The 15,438-nt window shown below is 62.2% G+C and carries 16 protein-coding genes and 1 pseudogene; 9 read left to right on the forward strand and 8 right to left on the reverse strand.

From position 1 onward, the window contains the following. Positions 1 to 5: 5 nt before the first annotated feature. The 5 genes from queE (at position 6) to Q0687_RS16845 (ending at position 3,129) form a co-directional block, all read left to right on the forward strand. Positions 6 to 638, forward strand: a complete 633-nt coding sequence (queE, locus tag Q0687_RS16825) for a 7-carboxy-7-deazaguanine synthase (protein WP_298878719.1) — start codon at positions 6 to 8, stop codon at positions 636 to 638. 14 nt (positions 639 to 652) lie between these two features. Next, the gene (locus Q0687_RS16830; protein ID WP_237866682.1) at positions 653 to 1,018 is read left to right on the forward strand and encodes a 6-carboxytetrahydropterin synthase; all 366 of its coding nucleotides are present in this window, start codon (positions 653 to 655) and stop codon (positions 1,016 to 1,018) included. Between the two features lie 4 nt (positions 1,019 to 1,022). Beyond that, a complete protein-coding gene (gene hemF / locus Q0687_RS16835) occupies positions 1,023 to 1,922 on the forward strand; it encodes an oxygen-dependent coproporphyrinogen oxidase (RefSeq protein ID WP_298878723.1) in 900 nt (299 codons plus the stop codon). Further along, entirely contained in the window at positions 1,913 to 2,665 is a 753-nt protein-coding gene (locus Q0687_RS16840; protein ID WP_298878725.1) for an HAD family hydrolase, read from the forward strand. Before hemF ends, Q0687_RS16840 begins: the two co-directional genes overlap by 10 nt. Before the next feature lie 251 nt (positions 2,666 to 2,916). After that, the gene (locus tag Q0687_RS16845; protein ID WP_298878727.1) at positions 2,917 to 3,129 is read left to right on the forward strand and encodes a DUF2158 domain-containing protein; all 213 of its coding nucleotides are present in this window, start codon (positions 2,917 to 2,919) and stop codon (positions 3,127 to 3,129) included. A 215-nt stretch (positions 3,130 to 3,344) separates the two neighbouring features. Here Q0687_RS16845 and Q0687_RS16850 read toward each other — a convergent pair whose 3' ends face one another. Next, on the reverse strand, positions 3,345 to 4,229 hold the full coding sequence (locus tag Q0687_RS16850; protein WP_298878729.1) for an SDR family oxidoreductase: 885 nt from the start codon (positions 4,227 to 4,229) through the stop codon (positions 3,345 to 3,347). A gap of 92 nt (positions 4,230 to 4,321) precedes the next feature. Here Q0687_RS16850 and Q0687_RS16855 point away from each other — a divergent pair, with 92 nt between their 5' ends. Beyond that, positions 4,322 to 5,197: a helix-turn-helix transcriptional regulator gene (locus Q0687_RS16855; protein WP_298878731.1), complete on the forward strand. Its 876-nt coding sequence runs from the start codon at positions 4,322 to 4,324 to the stop codon at positions 5,195 to 5,197. A 928-nt stretch (positions 5,198 to 6,125) separates the two neighbouring features. Here Q0687_RS16855 and Q0687_RS16865 read toward each other — a convergent pair. The 7 genes from Q0687_RS16865 to Q0687_RS16895 all read right to left on the reverse strand — a co-directional run bounded on the left by Q0687_RS16865 (position 6,126) and on the right by Q0687_RS16895 (position 13,493). Further along, positions 6,126 to 9,344 (reverse strand): CHAT domain-containing protein, encoded by a 3,219-nt coding sequence (locus Q0687_RS16865; protein WP_298878732.1) that lies wholly within the window; start codon positions 9,342 to 9,344, stop codon positions 6,126 to 6,128. A 56-nt stretch (positions 9,345 to 9,400) separates the two neighbouring features. Continuing rightward, a complete protein-coding gene (locus tag Q0687_RS16870; RefSeq protein WP_298878734.1) occupies positions 9,401 to 9,838 on the reverse strand; it encodes a hypothetical protein in 438 nt (145 codons plus the stop codon). Positions 9,839 to 10,222: 384 nt separating this feature from the next. After that, positions 10,223 to 11,293, reverse strand: a complete 1,071-nt coding sequence (locus Q0687_RS16875) for a TauD/TfdA family dioxygenase (protein ID WP_298878736.1) — start codon at positions 11,291 to 11,293, stop codon at positions 10,223 to 10,225. 122 nt (positions 11,294 to 11,415) lie between these two features. Then, positions 11,416 to 11,886 (reverse strand): SRPBCC domain-containing protein, encoded by a 471-nt coding sequence (locus Q0687_RS16880; RefSeq protein ID WP_298878738.1) that lies wholly within the window; start codon positions 11,884 to 11,886, stop codon positions 11,416 to 11,418. Positions 11,887 to 11,998: 112 nt separating this feature from the next. Beyond that, positions 11,999 to 12,271 (reverse strand): hypothetical protein, encoded by a 273-nt coding sequence (locus Q0687_RS16885; protein WP_298878740.1) that lies wholly within the window; start codon positions 12,269 to 12,271, stop codon positions 11,999 to 12,001. Positions 12,272 to 12,735: 464 nt separating this feature from the next. Continuing rightward, positions 12,736 to 13,092: a hypothetical protein gene (locus tag Q0687_RS16890; RefSeq protein ID WP_298878742.1), complete on the reverse strand. Its 357-nt coding sequence runs from the start codon at positions 13,090 to 13,092 to the stop codon at positions 12,736 to 12,738. Between the two features lie 104 nt (positions 13,093 to 13,196). Next, complete coding sequence (locus Q0687_RS16895) at positions 13,197 to 13,493, reverse strand: hypothetical protein (RefSeq protein WP_298878744.1); 297 nt, start codon at positions 13,491 to 13,493, stop codon at positions 13,197 to 13,199. A 107-nt stretch (positions 13,494 to 13,600) separates the two neighbouring features. Here Q0687_RS16895 and Q0687_RS16900 point away from each other — a divergent pair. The 3 genes and pseudogenes from Q0687_RS16900 to Q0687_RS16910 all read left to right on the forward strand — a co-directional run bounded on the left by Q0687_RS16900 (position 13,601) and on the right by Q0687_RS16910 (position 15,432). Continuing rightward, positions 13,601 to 14,286 (forward strand): annotated as a pseudogene (locus tag Q0687_RS16900) (YafY family protein). A 71-nt stretch (positions 14,287 to 14,357) separates the two neighbouring features. After that, entirely contained in the window at positions 14,358 to 14,726 is a 369-nt protein-coding gene (locus Q0687_RS16905) for a VOC family protein (protein ID WP_298878746.1), read from the forward strand. Between the two features lie 148 nt (positions 14,727 to 14,874). Continuing rightward, complete coding sequence (locus Q0687_RS16910) at positions 14,875 to 15,432, forward strand: hypothetical protein (protein ID WP_298878748.1); 558 nt, start codon at positions 14,875 to 14,877, stop codon at positions 15,430 to 15,432. Positions 15,433 to 15,438 lie beyond the last annotated feature (6 nt).

Here is a 15,438-nt window from a genome sequence, read left to right on the forward strand (position 1 = left end):
GACCAGTGAGCTACGCGGTCAAGGAGATCTTCCTGACCCTGCAAGGCGAAGGCGCCCATGCCGGGCGCGCGTCGGTGTTCTGCCGTTTTGCCGGCTGCAACCTCTGGAGCGGCCGCGAGGCGGACCGCGGCCAGGCCACATGTCAGTTCTGCGACACCGATTTCGTCGGCACCGACGGCACGCTCGGCGGCCGCTACGCCACGTCCGGGGAACTCGCCGACACCATCGCCGCGCAATGGACCGGCCGGGCGGAGAGCCGCTATGTGGTGCTGACCGGTGGCGAGCCGCTGCTCCAGGTCGATGACGCCCTGGTCGCGGCGCTCCACGCCCGCGGCTTCGAGATCGGCGTCGAGACCAACGGCACGGTCGCCGCGCCCAAAGGCCTCGACTGGATCTGCGTCAGCCCCAAGGGCGGCAGCGAGCTGGTGCTGCGGCAGGGGCATGAATTGAAGCTGGTCTATCCGCAGGCCCTCGCCGCGCCGGAAACATTCGAGGGCCTCGCCTTCGAGCGCTTCTCGCTGCAGCCGATGGACGGGCCTGAAGTGATCGAGAACACAGCGCGCGCGATCGACTATTGCCTGCGCCATCCGCAATGGCGGCTGAGCGTGCAGACGCATAAATCGCTCGGCATCAGATAGGACTGAACGGACAGATGTGGGAATTGACGAAACAGTTCCGCTTCGAGGCGGCGCATACGCTGAAAGGGACGACCTTCGGTGAGGCGAGCGAAGAGATCCACGGCCACTCCTTCCGCGCCGAGGTGACGGTGCGCGGCACGCCGGATCCAGCGACTGGCATGGTGGTCGATCTCGGCCTGCTGCAGCGCGCGATCGAAGAAGTCAGGCTGACGCTGGACCACAAGTTTCTCAACAAGATCGAGGCGCTGGGCACGCCGACGCTGGAGAACCTGTCGCGCTTCGTCTGGGAGCGGCTACAGCATATCGGCAAGCTGACCCGCGTCAGCATCCACCGCGACAGTTGCAACGAGAGCTGCACATACTACGGTCCGCAAGGCTGACGGCATGACATCCATCCTGGACCCAACAACAATCGAAGACCGCAAGGCCCGTGCCCGCGCCTGGTTCGAGCGCTTGCGCGACGACATCTGCGAAAGCTTCGAGCGACTCGAGGACGAGGCGCCGCAAAGCCTCTATCCCGGCGCATCAGGCCGCTTCGCGCGCACGCCCTGGCAACGCACTGATCACAGCGGGGCCAAGGGTGGCGGCGGCGTGATGTCGATGATGTCCGGCCGTCTGTTCGAGAAGGTCGGCGTGCACTGCTCGACCGTGCATGGCGAGTTCGCGCCGGAGTTTCGCGCGCAGATTCCGGGCGCGGCGGAAGACCCGCGCTTCTGGGCCTCCGGCATCTCGCTGATCGCGCACATGCGCAATCCGCACGTGCCGGCCGTGCACATGAACACGCGCTTCGTCGTCACCACCAAGGCCTGGTTCGGCGGCGGCGCCGATTTGACGCCAGTGCTCGACCGCAGGCGCACGCAGGAAGACGCGGACACGCTCGCCTTCCACGCTGCGATGAAGGACGCCTGCAGCGGTCCGAACGGCGTTGCCGATTACGACAAGTACAAGAAGTGGTGCGACGAGTATTTCTATCTGCCGCACCGGAAAGAGGCGCGCGGCATCGGCGGCATCTTCTACGACTGGCATGACAGCGGCGACTGGGATGCCGACCTCGCCTTCACCCAGGACGTCGGTCGCGCCTTCCTGAAGATCTACCCTGAGCTCGTCAGGCGCAATTTCGCAAGCGCCTGGACTGCGGACGATCGCGAGGAGCAATTGATCCGTCGCGGGCGCTATGTCGAATTCAATTTGCTCTACGACCGCGGCACCATCTTCGGTCTCAAGACCGGCGGCAACGTGGACTCGATCCTGTCGTCGCTGCCGCCGGAGGTGAAATGGCCATGAGGACGACAAACAGCATCATCAAGCCGCTGCCGCGCGCCATGCTGATCGACATGGATGACACCATCCTGTCCGCCTATGGCCGGCCCGAGATCGCCTGGAACACGATCGCGGAAGAATTCGCCGAGGAGCTCGCGCCGCTGCCGCCGGCACAGGTCGCGGCGACCGTGCTGGCCTATGCGCGGCAGTTCTGGTCGACCGCGGGAGCCGAGTGGCGCATGAAGCTCGGCGAAGCGCGACGGCTCACGGTGCGTGGCGGCTTTGCAGCGCTCGCAGCAGGCGGCCATCGCGCCCTTCCCGACCATCTCGCCGATCGCCTCGCCGACCGCTTCACCACCTATCGTGAGGAAGCGATCTTCGTGTTCCCCGGCGCGCATGATGCGATCGATGCGTTCAAGGCCCACGGCGTCAAGCTCGCGCTGGTCACCAACGGCGCCGCCGACATGCAGCGCGCCAAGGTCGAGCGCTTCGAGCTCGCCCATCGCTTCGACCACATCCAGATCGAGGGCGAGCACGGCTTCGGCAAGCCCGAGGAGCGCGCCTATCTGCACGCGATGGAGGCGCTCGGCGTCACCGCCGAAGATACCTGGATGATCGGCGACAATCTCGAATGGGAAGTCGTCACCCCGCAGCGCCTCGGCATCTATGCGATCTGGCTCGACGCGCATGGCGAGGGCCTGCCCGAGGGCTCGACCGTCAAGCCCGACCGCATCATCCGCTCGCTGACCGAGCTGGTGCCGGGCTAAATCCCGAAAACAACCCCATGCACAGTAGAAAGCTGCTGCAGAATCGGAGTTTTCGGATTATAAGAAAATTTGTTGCCCCGTCGGGCAAAACAGGCGTATGATGCCATCATGGGGGATGCGTGTGATGCAAGCGCCTCCCCCCGCGGCCTCTCGCCGTGCGAGCGCCATGGCTACGGCCCCTCCCCGTGTTCGGCGTGTCATGACAAATTGCTAGCCTCGCATCCGGTCGATCAACGCGAAGGGACAAGGCCATGGAATTGAAAGCCGGCGACATCGTCATGTTGAAATCGGGCGGCCAGCCGATGACGGTTGCGGAGGTCAAGGGCGAGGACGTGCTCTGCCTCTGGATGGGCATGGAAGGCGATCTCTACCGCGAGACGCTGCCGCTCGCCACGCTCATTCAGGTCGAGGAAGACGAGAATGAGGACGAAGACGAGGAAGAAGACGACGAGGACGACGACTAGGCCACCTCAAAGCTCGTATCGCTCAATGGCACCGCCCGGCTGCGTCGCTAGAGGCGCCCGGTTTGAGACCGGCAAGTACGCACCAGCAGCGCACTCGCCTGGAGCGCGATGAGATCAGGATGGATCCTCATCGCGCCCAAATTGCCTTCGATATGAACTGCGCACCAGGGGCGCGTTTGTCACGGCAGCCGCTTCGCGCTTGTCCGGATGTCGATCTAGAAGTAGCCGGGCTGGCTGATGTCGGCGATCAGGCCAATCCCGGTCGGTGTCCAGCCCAGCCGCGCTTGCGTCAACGCACTGGAGGCCGGCATGTCGAGACCGGCGAACATCGCCAGCGGCCCGTAAAAATCGCCCGCCTCCTCTTTCCTGATCGAGACGACCGGCACATTCAAGGCGCGACCGATCACCTCGACGACCTCGCGCATCGTGACCCCCTCTTCGCCGACGGCGTGGTAGATCGCGTCTGCCGTGCCTTTCTCGAGCGCAAGCCGATACAGGCGCGCGACATCTGGCCTGTGCGCCGCAGCCCAGCGCTCAGTGCCTCCGCCGACATAAGCGGCGGCGCCTTTCTTGCGCGCCCCTTCGACCAGATAGGAGATCAAGCCGGCCTTTCCGGGAGCGCCGTGAACTTGCGGCAGGCGCACCGCCATCGCGCGGACACCGCGCCTGGCGTAGGCAAGGCCGGCCTGCTCGGAGACGCGCGGGGCATGCGGGCTGGAGTCGCGGCGCATCTCCTCGGTGACCACGACGTTGGGCGCGACGAGGCCCGTTCCCGACGTGACGATGAAGGGCTTGTCGGTGCCGACCAGCACGTCGCCCATGGCCTCGATGGCCGCCTTGTCGATCGCACCATTCTCCGCGAATTTCGCGAAATCATGGATGAACGCCAGATGGATCACGCCGTCCGCATCTCTTGCGCCGCTCTTCAGGCTCTCGAGATCCTGCAGCGAGCCGCGATGAACCTCGGCGCCCAGTGTCTCGAGCGTGCGGACATTGTCATCCGAGCGTGCGAGGCCAACCACCTGATGGCCGTTCGCGATGAGCTCCTTGGCGGTTTCAGTGCCGATGAATCCGCCTGCACCGGTGACGAAGACGCGCATGAGAGCCAACTCCCTGTTCAAGATGGAGGGATATTGCTAGGCTGCTCATTCGGGTAAAGTAGTGAGCTTATACGGGTATAAACGCTAACAGGATGACGGACGCAAACCCGCTTGGGACCTATTTGCGGGATCGCCGCGCCAAGCTCGATCCTACCTCGTTCGGCCTGCCGCTGAAGCGGCGGCGAACGCCGGGACTGCGGCGCGAAGAAGTGGCGCAACGCGCGAATGTGAGTGCCACCTGGTACACCTGGCTCGAGCAGGGGCGCGGCGGTGCGCCGTCCGCTGATGTGCTGGATCGCATTGCGCGCGCGATGATGCTGACCGACGTCGAGCGCGAGCATCTGTTCCTGCTTGGCCTTGGCCGGCCGCCAGAGGTCCGATATCGCGCGCCCGAGGGCATCTCCCCGCGCCTGCAGCGCGTGCTCGACATCCTGGACTGCAGCCCGGCGTTCATCCGCACGGCGACGTGGGACATCGTCGCCTGGAACGCGGCCGCAGCTGCCGTCCTCACCGACTACAGCACGCTGCCGGAGGGGCAACGCAATGTGCTGCGCCTGATTTTCCGCGACAGCCGCATACGGGCCGCGCAGCCCAACTGGCAAAGCGTTGCGCGCTACGTCGTGGCGTCTTTCCGCGCCGACGTGGCGCGCGCCGGCGCGGCCCGCAACGTGCAATCGCTGGTCGACGAGCTCTGCGCGACGAGCGCCGAATTCGCCGCGATGTGGCGCGACAACGACGTGCAGGGCCATGGCGAGAATGTGAAGGTTCTGCACCATCCCATCGCCGGGCCGCTCTCGATGGAATTTTCGACCTTTGCCGTCGACGGTCGGCCCGACCTCAACATGGTGATCTACAACCCTGCGACGTCCGCGGATGCGGACAAGATCCGCGCGCTGCTGAAGCCTGCGGCAGTAGCCGGCGCATTCGCATCAACCGGGCCGGCTGGTTCGAATCTTCCGCTACGCTGACAGCGGCGGACGTAAGAGCGGACGACGTGCTCTGCCTCTGGATGGGCATGGAAGCTAATCTCTTCCGCGAGACCCTGCCGCTCGCCACACTGATCAAGGTGGGAGAGGACGAGCATGAGGAAGAAGACCAGGACGACGAATAGGCTAGTTCACGTCCGCATCCTATTGCGCGATATCGGAGTGTCGGGCGCGCAAGATGTCCGCTTACCGGCCGACGGCGGCGCATTGGCGGACATCGCTTGAGGTCGCCAGGCACCCTTTGCCAAATCGCACGACGGCTCGCGGCACGCGCCCCCGTGATGCCGGGGATGTGACCGGTCGTGAAGCCGGTGTCCGTTGGGGCTTTGCCGTCGAGCGCTAACTAAGGGAGGCAACGACATCCGGAGAAAAAAACGATGCGTTCCATTTTGGCTTTGAGCCTTTTGATGGCCCTGTCCGGCGTCGCAAACGCGGCGACAGTGCATCACCCCCACCGGCACAAAGCTTCCGCTTCGAGCTTTGCCTATGTTCCATCCGAGCCGCCGGCCCAGTTCCGATCCGGCCAGACCTCCTGTGACCAGCCTGAACCGTATTACGGGGCTTGCCAGGGTTATGCGCCTGGCGAGAAGGAGAGGTTTCTGGGCAGCTTGCATGGCCCATAGACGGTTGGAGGTTCGAGTCGGCGGAACGTTGAAGCAATCAGGTTCAATGTCGCACGGGGGTCTGGCTGCGTGAAACGCCAGGGATGGTTGCAAGCGATCGAAGACGTTGCTGGTCCAAGGCCGATCAAGCGCTCATGCGCCAGCGATTTCAAGTTAGACGACGAACTGATGAACGTAGTTCCAGCCGACTTTCGTTTCCCACTGGTCGCGCGTCGTTTCGTCTGCCATCAGCTCCGACTTCACTCGGGGCTCCTCCGCTTGGTCTCGATACCGCCCGGCTGTTTCTTTCAACGTGTACCGCCGTCTCCCAAGATTGTGTAAGGTGCCCAAAACAACGGGTGGGCATAAGAAAATTCAGTCTTGCCGTCGGGGCCCAGATAGCCTGGGCCATCCATCAGAGCCAACATTGCCTGCCGCAGCGCCTCGGCTCGCGTTAGCTTGGGGTCATCGGCCTGTCGCTTGAACAGATCAGTGACCAAATCCTTCGCCGATTGTGAATGAACAGACCAGTTGGTCACGAGGATGGCCCTCGTCCCTGCATAAAAAAATGCGCGACCGAGCCCGGACGCTGCTTCCGCGCCCGCTCCTTCGCCGGCACCGGTATTGCAGGCCGAAAGAATGACCCAGTCCGCATCGAGCTTCAGTTGCAGGATTTCCTCCGTGGTAAGCAGCCCATCGCCTTCGACGCCGGCAACGGCGGGCGCCGTCATCGCCAAGGCAGGCTGCGTCAGCCTGTCGAGTTCGCCTGCTGCGAGACCGTGGGTCGCAAAGACAACGACTTTGAAGCTGGACAAATCCATCGTCTTGACGGCGTGCTCGTTGGCATCCCTTCCGAGCTTCAGCGCTTTCGACGGATCGGCTTGCAGCGCAACGGCGATCGACTTCAACTCGTCGGCAGTGTCTGGAAGACGCGGCAGCATCGCAAGTTCGGCGCCATCGACCCCCTCCAACTTTGGAATTGATCTCCGACGCAATGGCGCGCCGCGTGTCGTTGCAGCCGCCGGGGGAACAATGTGCTCGGCCTTCTTTTCCTCTGCGGCCTGCTGTTCGCTGAAGATAGGGTCACCGAACGCAATGAGTTGGTCTCGGCCGGGAGCGCCGGGGGGCAGCGACCGCAGTGTAATAAGCGCCGACAACGACGGCAGGGTCGCGACATCATGGGTGCGAGCCAGCCAGGGTACGTTCCGGTAGCCAGCGAAGGGCGGGTCGTCGTCGGTTTCCAGCGTGGACGGCGCAGTCGGCAACAGCGATAGCGGCAACAACCCGAGCGCACCATTCGTCACGACGATAAGGCTCTTCGACCGTTTCCAGCCATCTTCAACCGGCTTCAAGAGGAGGGAGTAGAGTTGATAGCCGAGGCCGACGTCGAAGGGCGGGATATCGGAAATCAACGCCGCTTCCGGTTCCAAAGCCTCCCGCAGCTTCTGGATCTTGCTTTTGATTTCGCTGGGCTTGGCTTCAACGGAAGCAAACGCCACCGGGCCGGTCTTCGGTACCGCCCAGACAAAGCTTGCCTCGTCTCCGAAATAGAACGATAGCGCCGCTTCGCCGTCGTGAAGAGCCGCCTTTATTCGCTCGATGCTTGGTGGCTTCGGGTTGACGAGATCGGCATAGGCGGGGAAGCGCGTGGTCAATTCAGCGCGAGCTGCGTCGCGATCGATACGCAATCGTGCAACCGACTCTTCGACATCGTGCAGAACCTGTTCGTCGCGCTCGTTCGACGGCACGCTTAAGAGATTGTTGAGCGAGCCGAGCTGTGCTCTCAGCTGCTTGCTTAGATCCTGCTCGCTTCGCACAAGCTCCGCGAGCGCCGGATCTTTTGCCGCCACACGCGCGCTCGACTCCGCCAAGGCCTGCTGTACCGCGTGTCCGCGGATCGAGTCGGCCAGGACAAATGTCCGAGCGGGCACATCGCCAGCCGTGTTTCGAACTGTCGCCAGCAGCTTGATGTAGTTCTCGACGAGGAACTTCAACCGGGCCTGAGACCTTACCATGGTTACCGCGTCGCTCTCATCAGCATCCTGTTGTGCTGCCTGAAGTACCGGCAACGCGACTTCAAACTCGTGAATTGCGGCGGCGTCCCTGCCTGCGCGCATCAAGGCAAGGGCAAGAGCGCCGCGTGCGGAAGCACAGTCAAAATGGCGTTCGCCCACACGTGCGATCTCACGCTGGACGAGTGCCTGCGCCGCGACGAGCGCATCCTGATTCCGACCCGAAGCCAGCAGTGCATAGATCCGCGCGACATTCGACAGCAAAACTACTTTCTGCGGAGGATCCCACTGGGCAATCGCTTTGTCGAGCTGGTCGAAGACCTTGTTTGCCTCGTCCGATTTTCCCTCGCTGGTTAGAATCGAACCGAGCGACGACAGCGCGTTGGCATTGGTCGCATGATCGTCGCCGATGCCAAGGGTACGCTGGATATCGAGGCTCGCCCGTATGAGCCTCTCAGCCTCCGGGAAGCGGGCCTCCCAATTCAGAACGTCTGCAAGACCGGTTACGAAGGGCGTCGTCAGTCGATTATATTTCCCATCCGCTTTCAGACGCGAAAAAAGCGCGATGCGGGCATCCGACTCAGCCTCGGCCAATCGTCCTCGGCGTGATTTCAGCTTGGCGATATTGAGTAGAAATCCATCTGCCTGTCTTTGCAGGTCGGACGTCAACGGCACGTCTCGATCGGTCTTTACCAGTTTGCCGAAGACATCGATTGATTTGATTCGGAACTCGCGCGCCCGGACATAAGCGGCCTCGGCTTCCTGAAATTGGCCTCTCGCGTAGAAGATCGTCGCCTGCATCAGCGCAATCGAACACTCCCAGGAACTGCCTCTTATCGGGTAGGCTCGCCAGCGAGGACTACCACTGCGCGCTTCCTCGATGAGAACCAGCGCTTGTCGCAAGTACACTTCGGCTCGCGCCAGGTCTCCCATTGCAACCGCAATACCGACAGCGAGATGATGCAACGGAAACAGATTGCCCCTGGTCTCCGGTCGATCGGCCTCGGCAATCAGTTGCTCGGCCATCGCGAGCCCCTGCTTGTAGTCCCCCGTCGACTTGAACCAACTCACAGTAGCCATCGCGGCACGCATCGTCAGACGATGGTCGGCGCCTTGCTGCGCGAGGTGGAACGCTTGCTGACTGTCGGCCAGCGCATCGATCGAACGCCCCAGGATTCCCCTGGCCTCGGACCGCGCGTAGTAGAATTGTGCAAGAGCGTCCTGCGAAAGACCAGCAGACGGCTGCGCGTCAGCGGCAGACTCCATTCGAGCCAACGTAGCAGGATCCGGCTTTTCGCTATCCAGAATAGCCGTGATGTCCGCGATCGATCGTGGCGGAGGAAGAAAGTTCGGCGAAGACTGATTTTTCGCCGAACTATCTGTAGCGTTCGGCGCGCAGATACGCTGCTTCGTGGCGACGTCGAAAGAACAGTCCTCCGACTCTCGGCTCAGCGCTTTTGAGCTGAGACTCGTCACAAGGCAAAGCAGGAGTCCGCACCGCAACAACCTGTTCATTTGCGCCCCATGAAAAGCGCCGCCCAGCGACTAACGAGAATGGAGTAGTCGACGCGCTACTTTGCAGCGCACGCGCGGTAACCAAACTTCTGAATGATGTCCTTCCCGGAGATCGTGGTGAATGAAGAGGTGTCCATAATATGATTTGCAACGAGGTAGCTGCGCAGTGCTCCATTATAGGAATTGAGCATCTGGTTCGTAGCTTTCTGGTTGCTGCCGGCGTGAAACAACAATTCAGCGCTGGGCTCGACACACGCATTCTTGAGTTTCAGAAACATTGTACACGCCGACTGACAATGACCTTCAATTCTGAAGGGTTGACCGGTCGCAGCAACTTGCTGACGGATCTGACCGAATTGCCCCGTTTTACCACCCATCCCGTAACGGTAAGAGGAGTCCTGGGCGAACGCATCTGCACAAAAGCAGGTCAAAACCGAAAACAGAGCGAGAGAGAAAAACATCGCAGAACGATAGATAAAATTCACAACAGCCATTGTTTGGTTCCCAACGATAAAAATCAAAGACTATTCGTGGAATGAGGATCGGTCAATATTTCGGCAGGACAGCCAGGTTCCCGACTTGGGGAAGGAGGAGTTCATAAAGCTCGTCACGCGTGCGGTCAGGGATGGGCGCCGGATGGGTCCGGGTCAGCATCGTCAGCCGCCATGAAGTTGGATTGCGAAAACCGGGGGACCATTGCAAGCAGCAGCGCGACCGCAATTCTCATCTGAGCGCCAGTGACAGGATACGGCTGAGCGCCAGTGACAGGATACGGCGTACGAAACCTTGATGGCGCGAGAGGGAGTTCGTCCAGCCAATGCCAAGGCGACGCCCTCAGTTAGAAATGCCAGCGGACGGCCCGTGGACGCTTCCGGCCCTCAATCCAGCGGAACGTTCAGGCTTGTCCCCTTGACGATGATGCCGCCGCGGTTGCCGATCTCGATCGAACCATAGCGCTGCCTGAAGCAATCGGGCAGCGGCCGGTCACCTTCCATGCTGAGCCAGAGGCGCAACAGATGCCGCTTCTGGTTGGCATCGGGCCAATCGCGAAACCCGGTCCGATCGTGCAACAGGGCATGGTTGTAGACGAACTGCATGTCTCCCGGCTGCAGTCGCATGCCGAAATGCAGATTTGGGTCATTTGCGAGCGCGTCGAACAGATCAAGCGCCGCGACGTGAGCAGGCGTCAGCCTCATGGCATCGGGAAAGCGCTGCGCACTGTCGATGTACTGGCGCTGGTAGAATCCGGTCAGGAAGCCCGCATGCCAATTCAGCACCGGGATCTCGAGATACGGCTTTTCGTTCTCCGGCACTTCGCCGCGCCGGTCCGTCGCGATTGCGTCGAATAGGAGGGCGGCAAGGTCGGGACGCCTGGCAAACATCTCGTTGTAGATCGTCGCCGTGCTGACAAGAAGGGAGTCCCCTCCCTCCATGGCCTCGCGAATGCAGAGCAGTCCAACCACGTCGGACGAATCCGTGTGGAATGTTTGCCGTTCCGAAGTCTGGTAGATCCTGACATTCGGATCCCTCGCATCGGCGCCAACGTCGCGGACATGGCCGAGAATGTGACCCGCCGCGTTCTGCGAACGCGCCGATCCCAGATGCGCGCCCACCCCGCAAAAGATCGTCGCGGCAAACTCCTGGCTGTACTTTGCCACCGGCAGGCCGCGGATGACTTCGAAGCCGAGGCCCGTGAGCAGCGTCGTCTTGAGCTGCTCCAGGTGCGCGCCGAACTGCGGAAGCGGAAAGCTCTGCTTCGTGATCCCGGCGATGTACTTGCTCCGAGCAAGGTAGCATTCGGCCGCGTTCTCGAGCTCCGCGATCTCGCTGTCCCTAAGCGTAACCAGCCATCGATCGGGATTGGCTTTCATCTCGGCGCCCAGCCAGGCAGACGGAATGTCGATCTTTCCTCGCGGGCGATTGATCCCCGGCGCTGAGACGTCGTTCATAGCTTTGGCTCCTGGGGAGGAATGGTCGCCAGACAAGGCGCGCCGGGCCGCCAACGATATTGTGCCGACACCTTGTTTGCAACTTGGCCAGGCGCAATGCACGGGCGCTGAGCTGGCCGCGACTAACGATGGCCGGTTTCGACAAACCCAGCCAGGTTCGCGAGCGTGGAGGCCATCCCGATTTCATGGTCGGCTTTGCTGATGCCTTGCGGAACATCCTGAGCGACGATGCTGACAAGCGTCTTGTCGCCCGATGGATGAAAGACCCAGTCCATCGTCATCGTGCCGGCAAAGTCAGGCCGGTCGGATACGAAATCGACGGCCTGAACGATCCTCTGGTCCGGTACAAGTGTCACGAACCGCCCCAGCACGACATCCGTCCGGGCCGACGACTTTCCAATATCGCTCCCGAACGACAGGACGATCTTGAAGTGGCCGCCTTGTCTCGCTTCGAATTGTTCGATTGCTGCTTCAGCGCCTTCTGGCGCTATCCAGCACATGAGTTCGTCCTGATGGATGCAGGCGCTGTAGATGCGAGCCGAACTGGCGGAGATCAGGCGGGAAGATCTGTGCGTCCGGTCTAGCTCGTCCATGTCTGTTTCCTGTTTCCATGCCGGCACAACAACGTGTCAGGTTATTGTAAGACGGCTCGCATGGTCGATTTCCGACAAGCCACCTTGCGCTCCGCGCATTGCTGGTATCGGGTTATTCTGATACAACCCTTGGCTGTCGGGACGGCTGTTCCGTCCCGGATTTGGGGAAGTACCTTATGAGATTGTCATTTGGCTTCGCCGTGCCGTCAGTCGTCGTGACCTTGTCCACCGTCTTGCTGTGCAGCAGCGCGGCAATGTCGCAACCCACACCGAACTCCTCGCTTCCCGCCGTCTCGGTTGAAGCGCCAAGGGCAAGACCCGCGGTTGTGCCGCGGCAGGGGCCGTCGACCGTCACCTCCCACCACCGAGCCACCGGCTCGGTCATCAGCCCAAAATCCGGTGTTCGCCCCGGATTCGGCGCTGGGTAAGCTTGCCAGGCTGGAGCGCTCCGCCAGCAGTTGCAACGGTGGTTGCGAGACTAGTTACAAGGTCGGCAATGCTCCCTGGGTCGGATGCAGTTACTCCGGTGAAAATTTTGGTGTCAGCAGCAACTTCTCGTCCACCTGCCGGGATACGCTCAGCTACAACACTTACGCGCAGTGCTACGCCACCAAGACCTTCCTCGGCTCCAAACCAGGGGAAGCTCGCTGGATCTGCAGCAGCCTGATGGCCTCGGGTAAACTGCCCGGCGAAAGGCAAGTCGCCGAGCAATTGGGCCGCCGCTAGTCCGCCGCCCGCCCACGACAACACAGAAACGGACAACACGGCTCGAAAGCTTCGAGCCGTGTTTCATTTGCGTCTCCGCTTCTCACTCGATCACTTCCTTCGCGATCGTCAAGCGCGGTTGCTCTAGGTTCGCGGCGTTGGCTCGGGCGTTGACTGAGGCGGAGATGGCGCAGCAGGCTGTGACGATGTCGCGGGAGGTTGCTGCTGCGGCGTGGCGACGGATTGCTGATCGCCGCCTCCATGAGGAACGCAAGTTCCGATGTTGCCCAGCAGCCGCTTGGCCTCGATGTCACGGGCTTTCTTGTAGTCGCTGCGCCGTTCGATTCTTGCAGCAGCCATACGATCCCACGCATCGAACGCATCCGAATAATGCTGACGCATCTGCTGCTCGGCGGCGAGGCAATCAGCGAACTTGTCGAACACCAGATCGGTGTTGACGGGCGAGACGCCGCCGACCAGGACCACCAACATCCACTTCATCGCTTCCGCCTAGCTTCGCACCCGCTCACCGGGAACGACGCAACAGAGCCAAAGTTCCGGATCGCAGGGGCCTCACGTCTCGCAATTAGCCGGCCGAAGCCCCATCAGGAGATGACAGGCTCCAGCGTCTTTCGCATTTCCGCTATTGAACGCACGATCCGATCGCATGTCTCCGCGACGCGCACGCGGTCCTTGCCACGCGATACAAGCTGGCCGATGTCCTTCAGGGCGAGGCTTGCTTTTTCGAACCGGCTCAAAATCTCGGCCAGTCCCCCAGAGCTATGCCCGATCGAGAGCACCAAAGCCAGTTCAGAAGAGAGCTTCACCAGTTCGGCTTCCAGCTCTTCGGGGGAAAGACCATGATCCGGAACAGGAAATCGCACAATGTTGTCGCGCTTCATTTGAGCCTCCGCCGCTGGAAACGACGGGGACGCCGGCTTGGATCAGCCTCGCAGGCTGGCAAGCCGATGCTGACAGAATCTGGCAGTAGGCCGTGATATGAGCCGGCATGTCGCGCGCCCAACGCCTTCTCGACGTGATCCAGTTGCTGCGAAGCCACCGTCGGCCCGTCGCGGCAGGCCGGCTGGCCGAGGAACTGCGCGTCTCTCTCCGGACCATCTATCGGGACATCGAGACCTGAAGGGCCAAGGCGCGCACATCGATGGCGAGCCCGGCATCGGCTATATCCTGCGGCCGGGATTCATGCTGCCACCCCTGATGTTCTCGGAAGAGGAGATCGAAGCGCTGGTGCTGGGCGGCCGGTGGGTTGCCGCACAGCCCGATGAGCCGCTCGGAAAGGCGGCGAAGAACGCGCTTGCAAAGATTGCCGCCGTGCTGCCGGACGATCTGCAGCGGAGCCTGGAAACATCGGGCCTGATGGTGGCCCGCCGCGATCCGGCGGCAGGCGACGCCGAATTGCCGATCATTCGGGCCGCCATCCGCACCGAACGCAAATTGCGCGTCACTTACAGCGACGAAGGCGACAACCGCACCCATCGCACGATCTGGCCGATCGCGCTCGGGTTCTTCGATCGCGTTCGCATGGTGGCGGCCTGGTGCGAGAGCCGCGGCGACTACCGCCATTTCCGCACCGACCGGATCCTGTCGATCACGCTCACGGAGCGCCGCTACCCGCGACGCCGCACCGACCTGCTGCGGGAGTGGCGCCAGCGCGAATGCATCGGCGAGCGCTGAGCATGCTGACAGAAACTGGCAGCACCTCCTGTTAAGCCTTGCGCCATCGCCAAGCTGAACAGGAGATGCAAATGGCCGATTTCAATCTCGTCGTGCTCTATGTCGACGATGCGCAAGCGAGCTCCACTTTCTATCAGACCCTGCTGGAGTGCCCCGTCGCGCAATCATCCCCCAAATTCGTGATTCTTCCGCTCGGGAACGGCACCATGCTGGGCCTGTGGCAACGGGACGCCGTCGTGCCGCCTTCTGCTGCAGAGGCCGGCTGCAACGAGATCTCATGGGCGGCCGCAAACGAGGAGGCGGTGCGCGCGACCTTCGAGGCGTGGACGAAGCGCGGGGTGCGGATTGCGCAAGCTCCGATCGCCATGCCGTTCGGACATACCTTCGTTGCGCTCGATCCCGACGGTCATCGTCTGCGCGTGCTGGCGGCCGCCGCCTAAACGGCGCCCCGGACTGCTTTGCACGAGAGGCTGAGCGTTTGGCACCGCCCAGCCTCTCTGCCGCAGTGCCCCGACAGGGGGGCCCTATGGACGCCCCTGGGCCGAAGCACCAATTGCGTGAAACGAAAAGGCTGACTAGGAAATTCGGATGAATTCCGAATCGCACCAGAGTTGGCCAGTCGTGGAGCCCCAGCCTTTCTTTCCCGCACCGCGTCGCCGGTGGCCGCTTGCGCTCGTCACGGGCGTCATCTTTGCGCTCGCAGGCGCAGGCGCCTGTTATGTCTGGCTGAATCCGGGATTGTTGATCCAGTCCGCGGGACGCGAGGCCGCCGACCCCGATTCCAGTGCCAATGACAAAGCTGTTATGACCGACCTGCTCGCAACGCAGCAGAAGTCGGCCGACGATCTGGCCGCGATCGAAAAGGCCGTCGCCGATCAGCAGGAGCAGCTCAAGGCGATCGTCGGTCAGCTTGCCGACCTCAGCTCGAAAATCGACGCGCTGAAGGGCTCATCCCCTCAGCCATCGGTCCCGCCATTTCCCTTGCCTGGGCCGACTGCGTCGATACCGCCGGCTTCGGCGTCTCAAGTCGCACCAGCTCCCGCAGCGCGCGCCGTCCCACGGTCGAAGAAGCCACCGCGCGCAGCGACCCAGACGGGTCCGATCTCGGTCGGGGGAGCGCCGCTGAACGCTACGCCCGCGCGCTGAGCAAGC

The organism is uncultured Bradyrhizobium sp. (assembly GCF_936928535.1).
Lineage (GTDB): Bacteria > Pseudomonadota > Alphaproteobacteria > Rhizobiales > Xanthobacteraceae > Bradyrhizobium.

Bases quoted from the DNA above. Each gene is read 5' to 3' on its own strand.
- Q0687_RS16895 (WP_298878744.1), bottom strand. From the start codon at position 13,493: ATGAAGCGCGACAACATTGTGCGATTTCCTGTTCCGGATCATGGTCTT.
- Q0687_RS16850 (WP_298878729.1), bottom strand. From the start codon at position 4,229: ATGCGCGTCTTCGTCACCGGTGCAGGCGGATTCATCGGCACTGAAACC.
- Q0687_RS16865 (WP_298878732.1), bottom strand. From the start codon at position 9,344: ATGAACAGGTTGTTGCGGTGCGGACTCCTGCTTTGCCTTGTGACGAGT.
- Q0687_RS16890 (WP_298878742.1), bottom strand. From the start codon at position 13,092: ATGAAGTGGATGTTGGTGGTCCTGGTCGGCGGCGTCTCGCCCGTCAAC.
- Q0687_RS16905 (WP_298878746.1), top strand. From the start codon at position 14,358: ATGGCCGATTTCAATCTCGTCGTGCTCTATGTCGACGATGCGCAAGCG.
- Q0687_RS16840 (WP_298878725.1), top strand. From the start codon at position 1,913: ATGGCCATGAGGACGACAAACAGCATCATCAAGCCGCTGCCGCGCGCC.
- hemF (WP_298878723.1), top strand. From the start codon at position 1,023: ATGACATCCATCCTGGACCCAACAACAATCGAAGACCGCAAGGCCCGT.
- Q0687_RS16845 (WP_298878727.1), top strand. From the start codon at position 2,917: ATGGAATTGAAAGCCGGCGACATCGTCATGTTGAAATCGGGCGGCCAG.
- Q0687_RS16910 (WP_298878748.1), top strand. From the start codon at position 14,875: ATGAATTCCGAATCGCACCAGAGTTGGCCAGTCGTGGAGCCCCAGCCT.
- Q0687_RS16880 (WP_298878738.1), bottom strand. From the start codon at position 11,886: ATGGACGAGCTAGACCGGACGCACAGATCTTCCCGCCTGATCTCCGCC.
- Q0687_RS16855 (WP_298878731.1), top strand. From the start codon at position 4,322: ATGACGGACGCAAACCCGCTTGGGACCTATTTGCGGGATCGCCGCGCC.
- Q0687_RS16870 (WP_298878734.1), bottom strand. From the start codon at position 9,838: ATGGCTGTTGTGAATTTTATCTATCGTTCTGCGATGTTTTTCTCTCTC.
- Q0687_RS16885 (WP_298878740.1), bottom strand. From the start codon at position 12,271: ATGACCGAGCCGGTGGCTCGGTGGTGGGAGGTGACGGTCGACGGCCCC.
- Q0687_RS16875 (WP_298878736.1), bottom strand. From the start codon at position 11,293: ATGAACGACGTCTCAGCGCCGGGGATCAATCGCCCGCGAGGAAAGATC.
- Q0687_RS16830 (WP_237866682.1), top strand. From the start codon at position 653: ATGTGGGAATTGACGAAACAGTTCCGCTTCGAGGCGGCGCATACGCTG.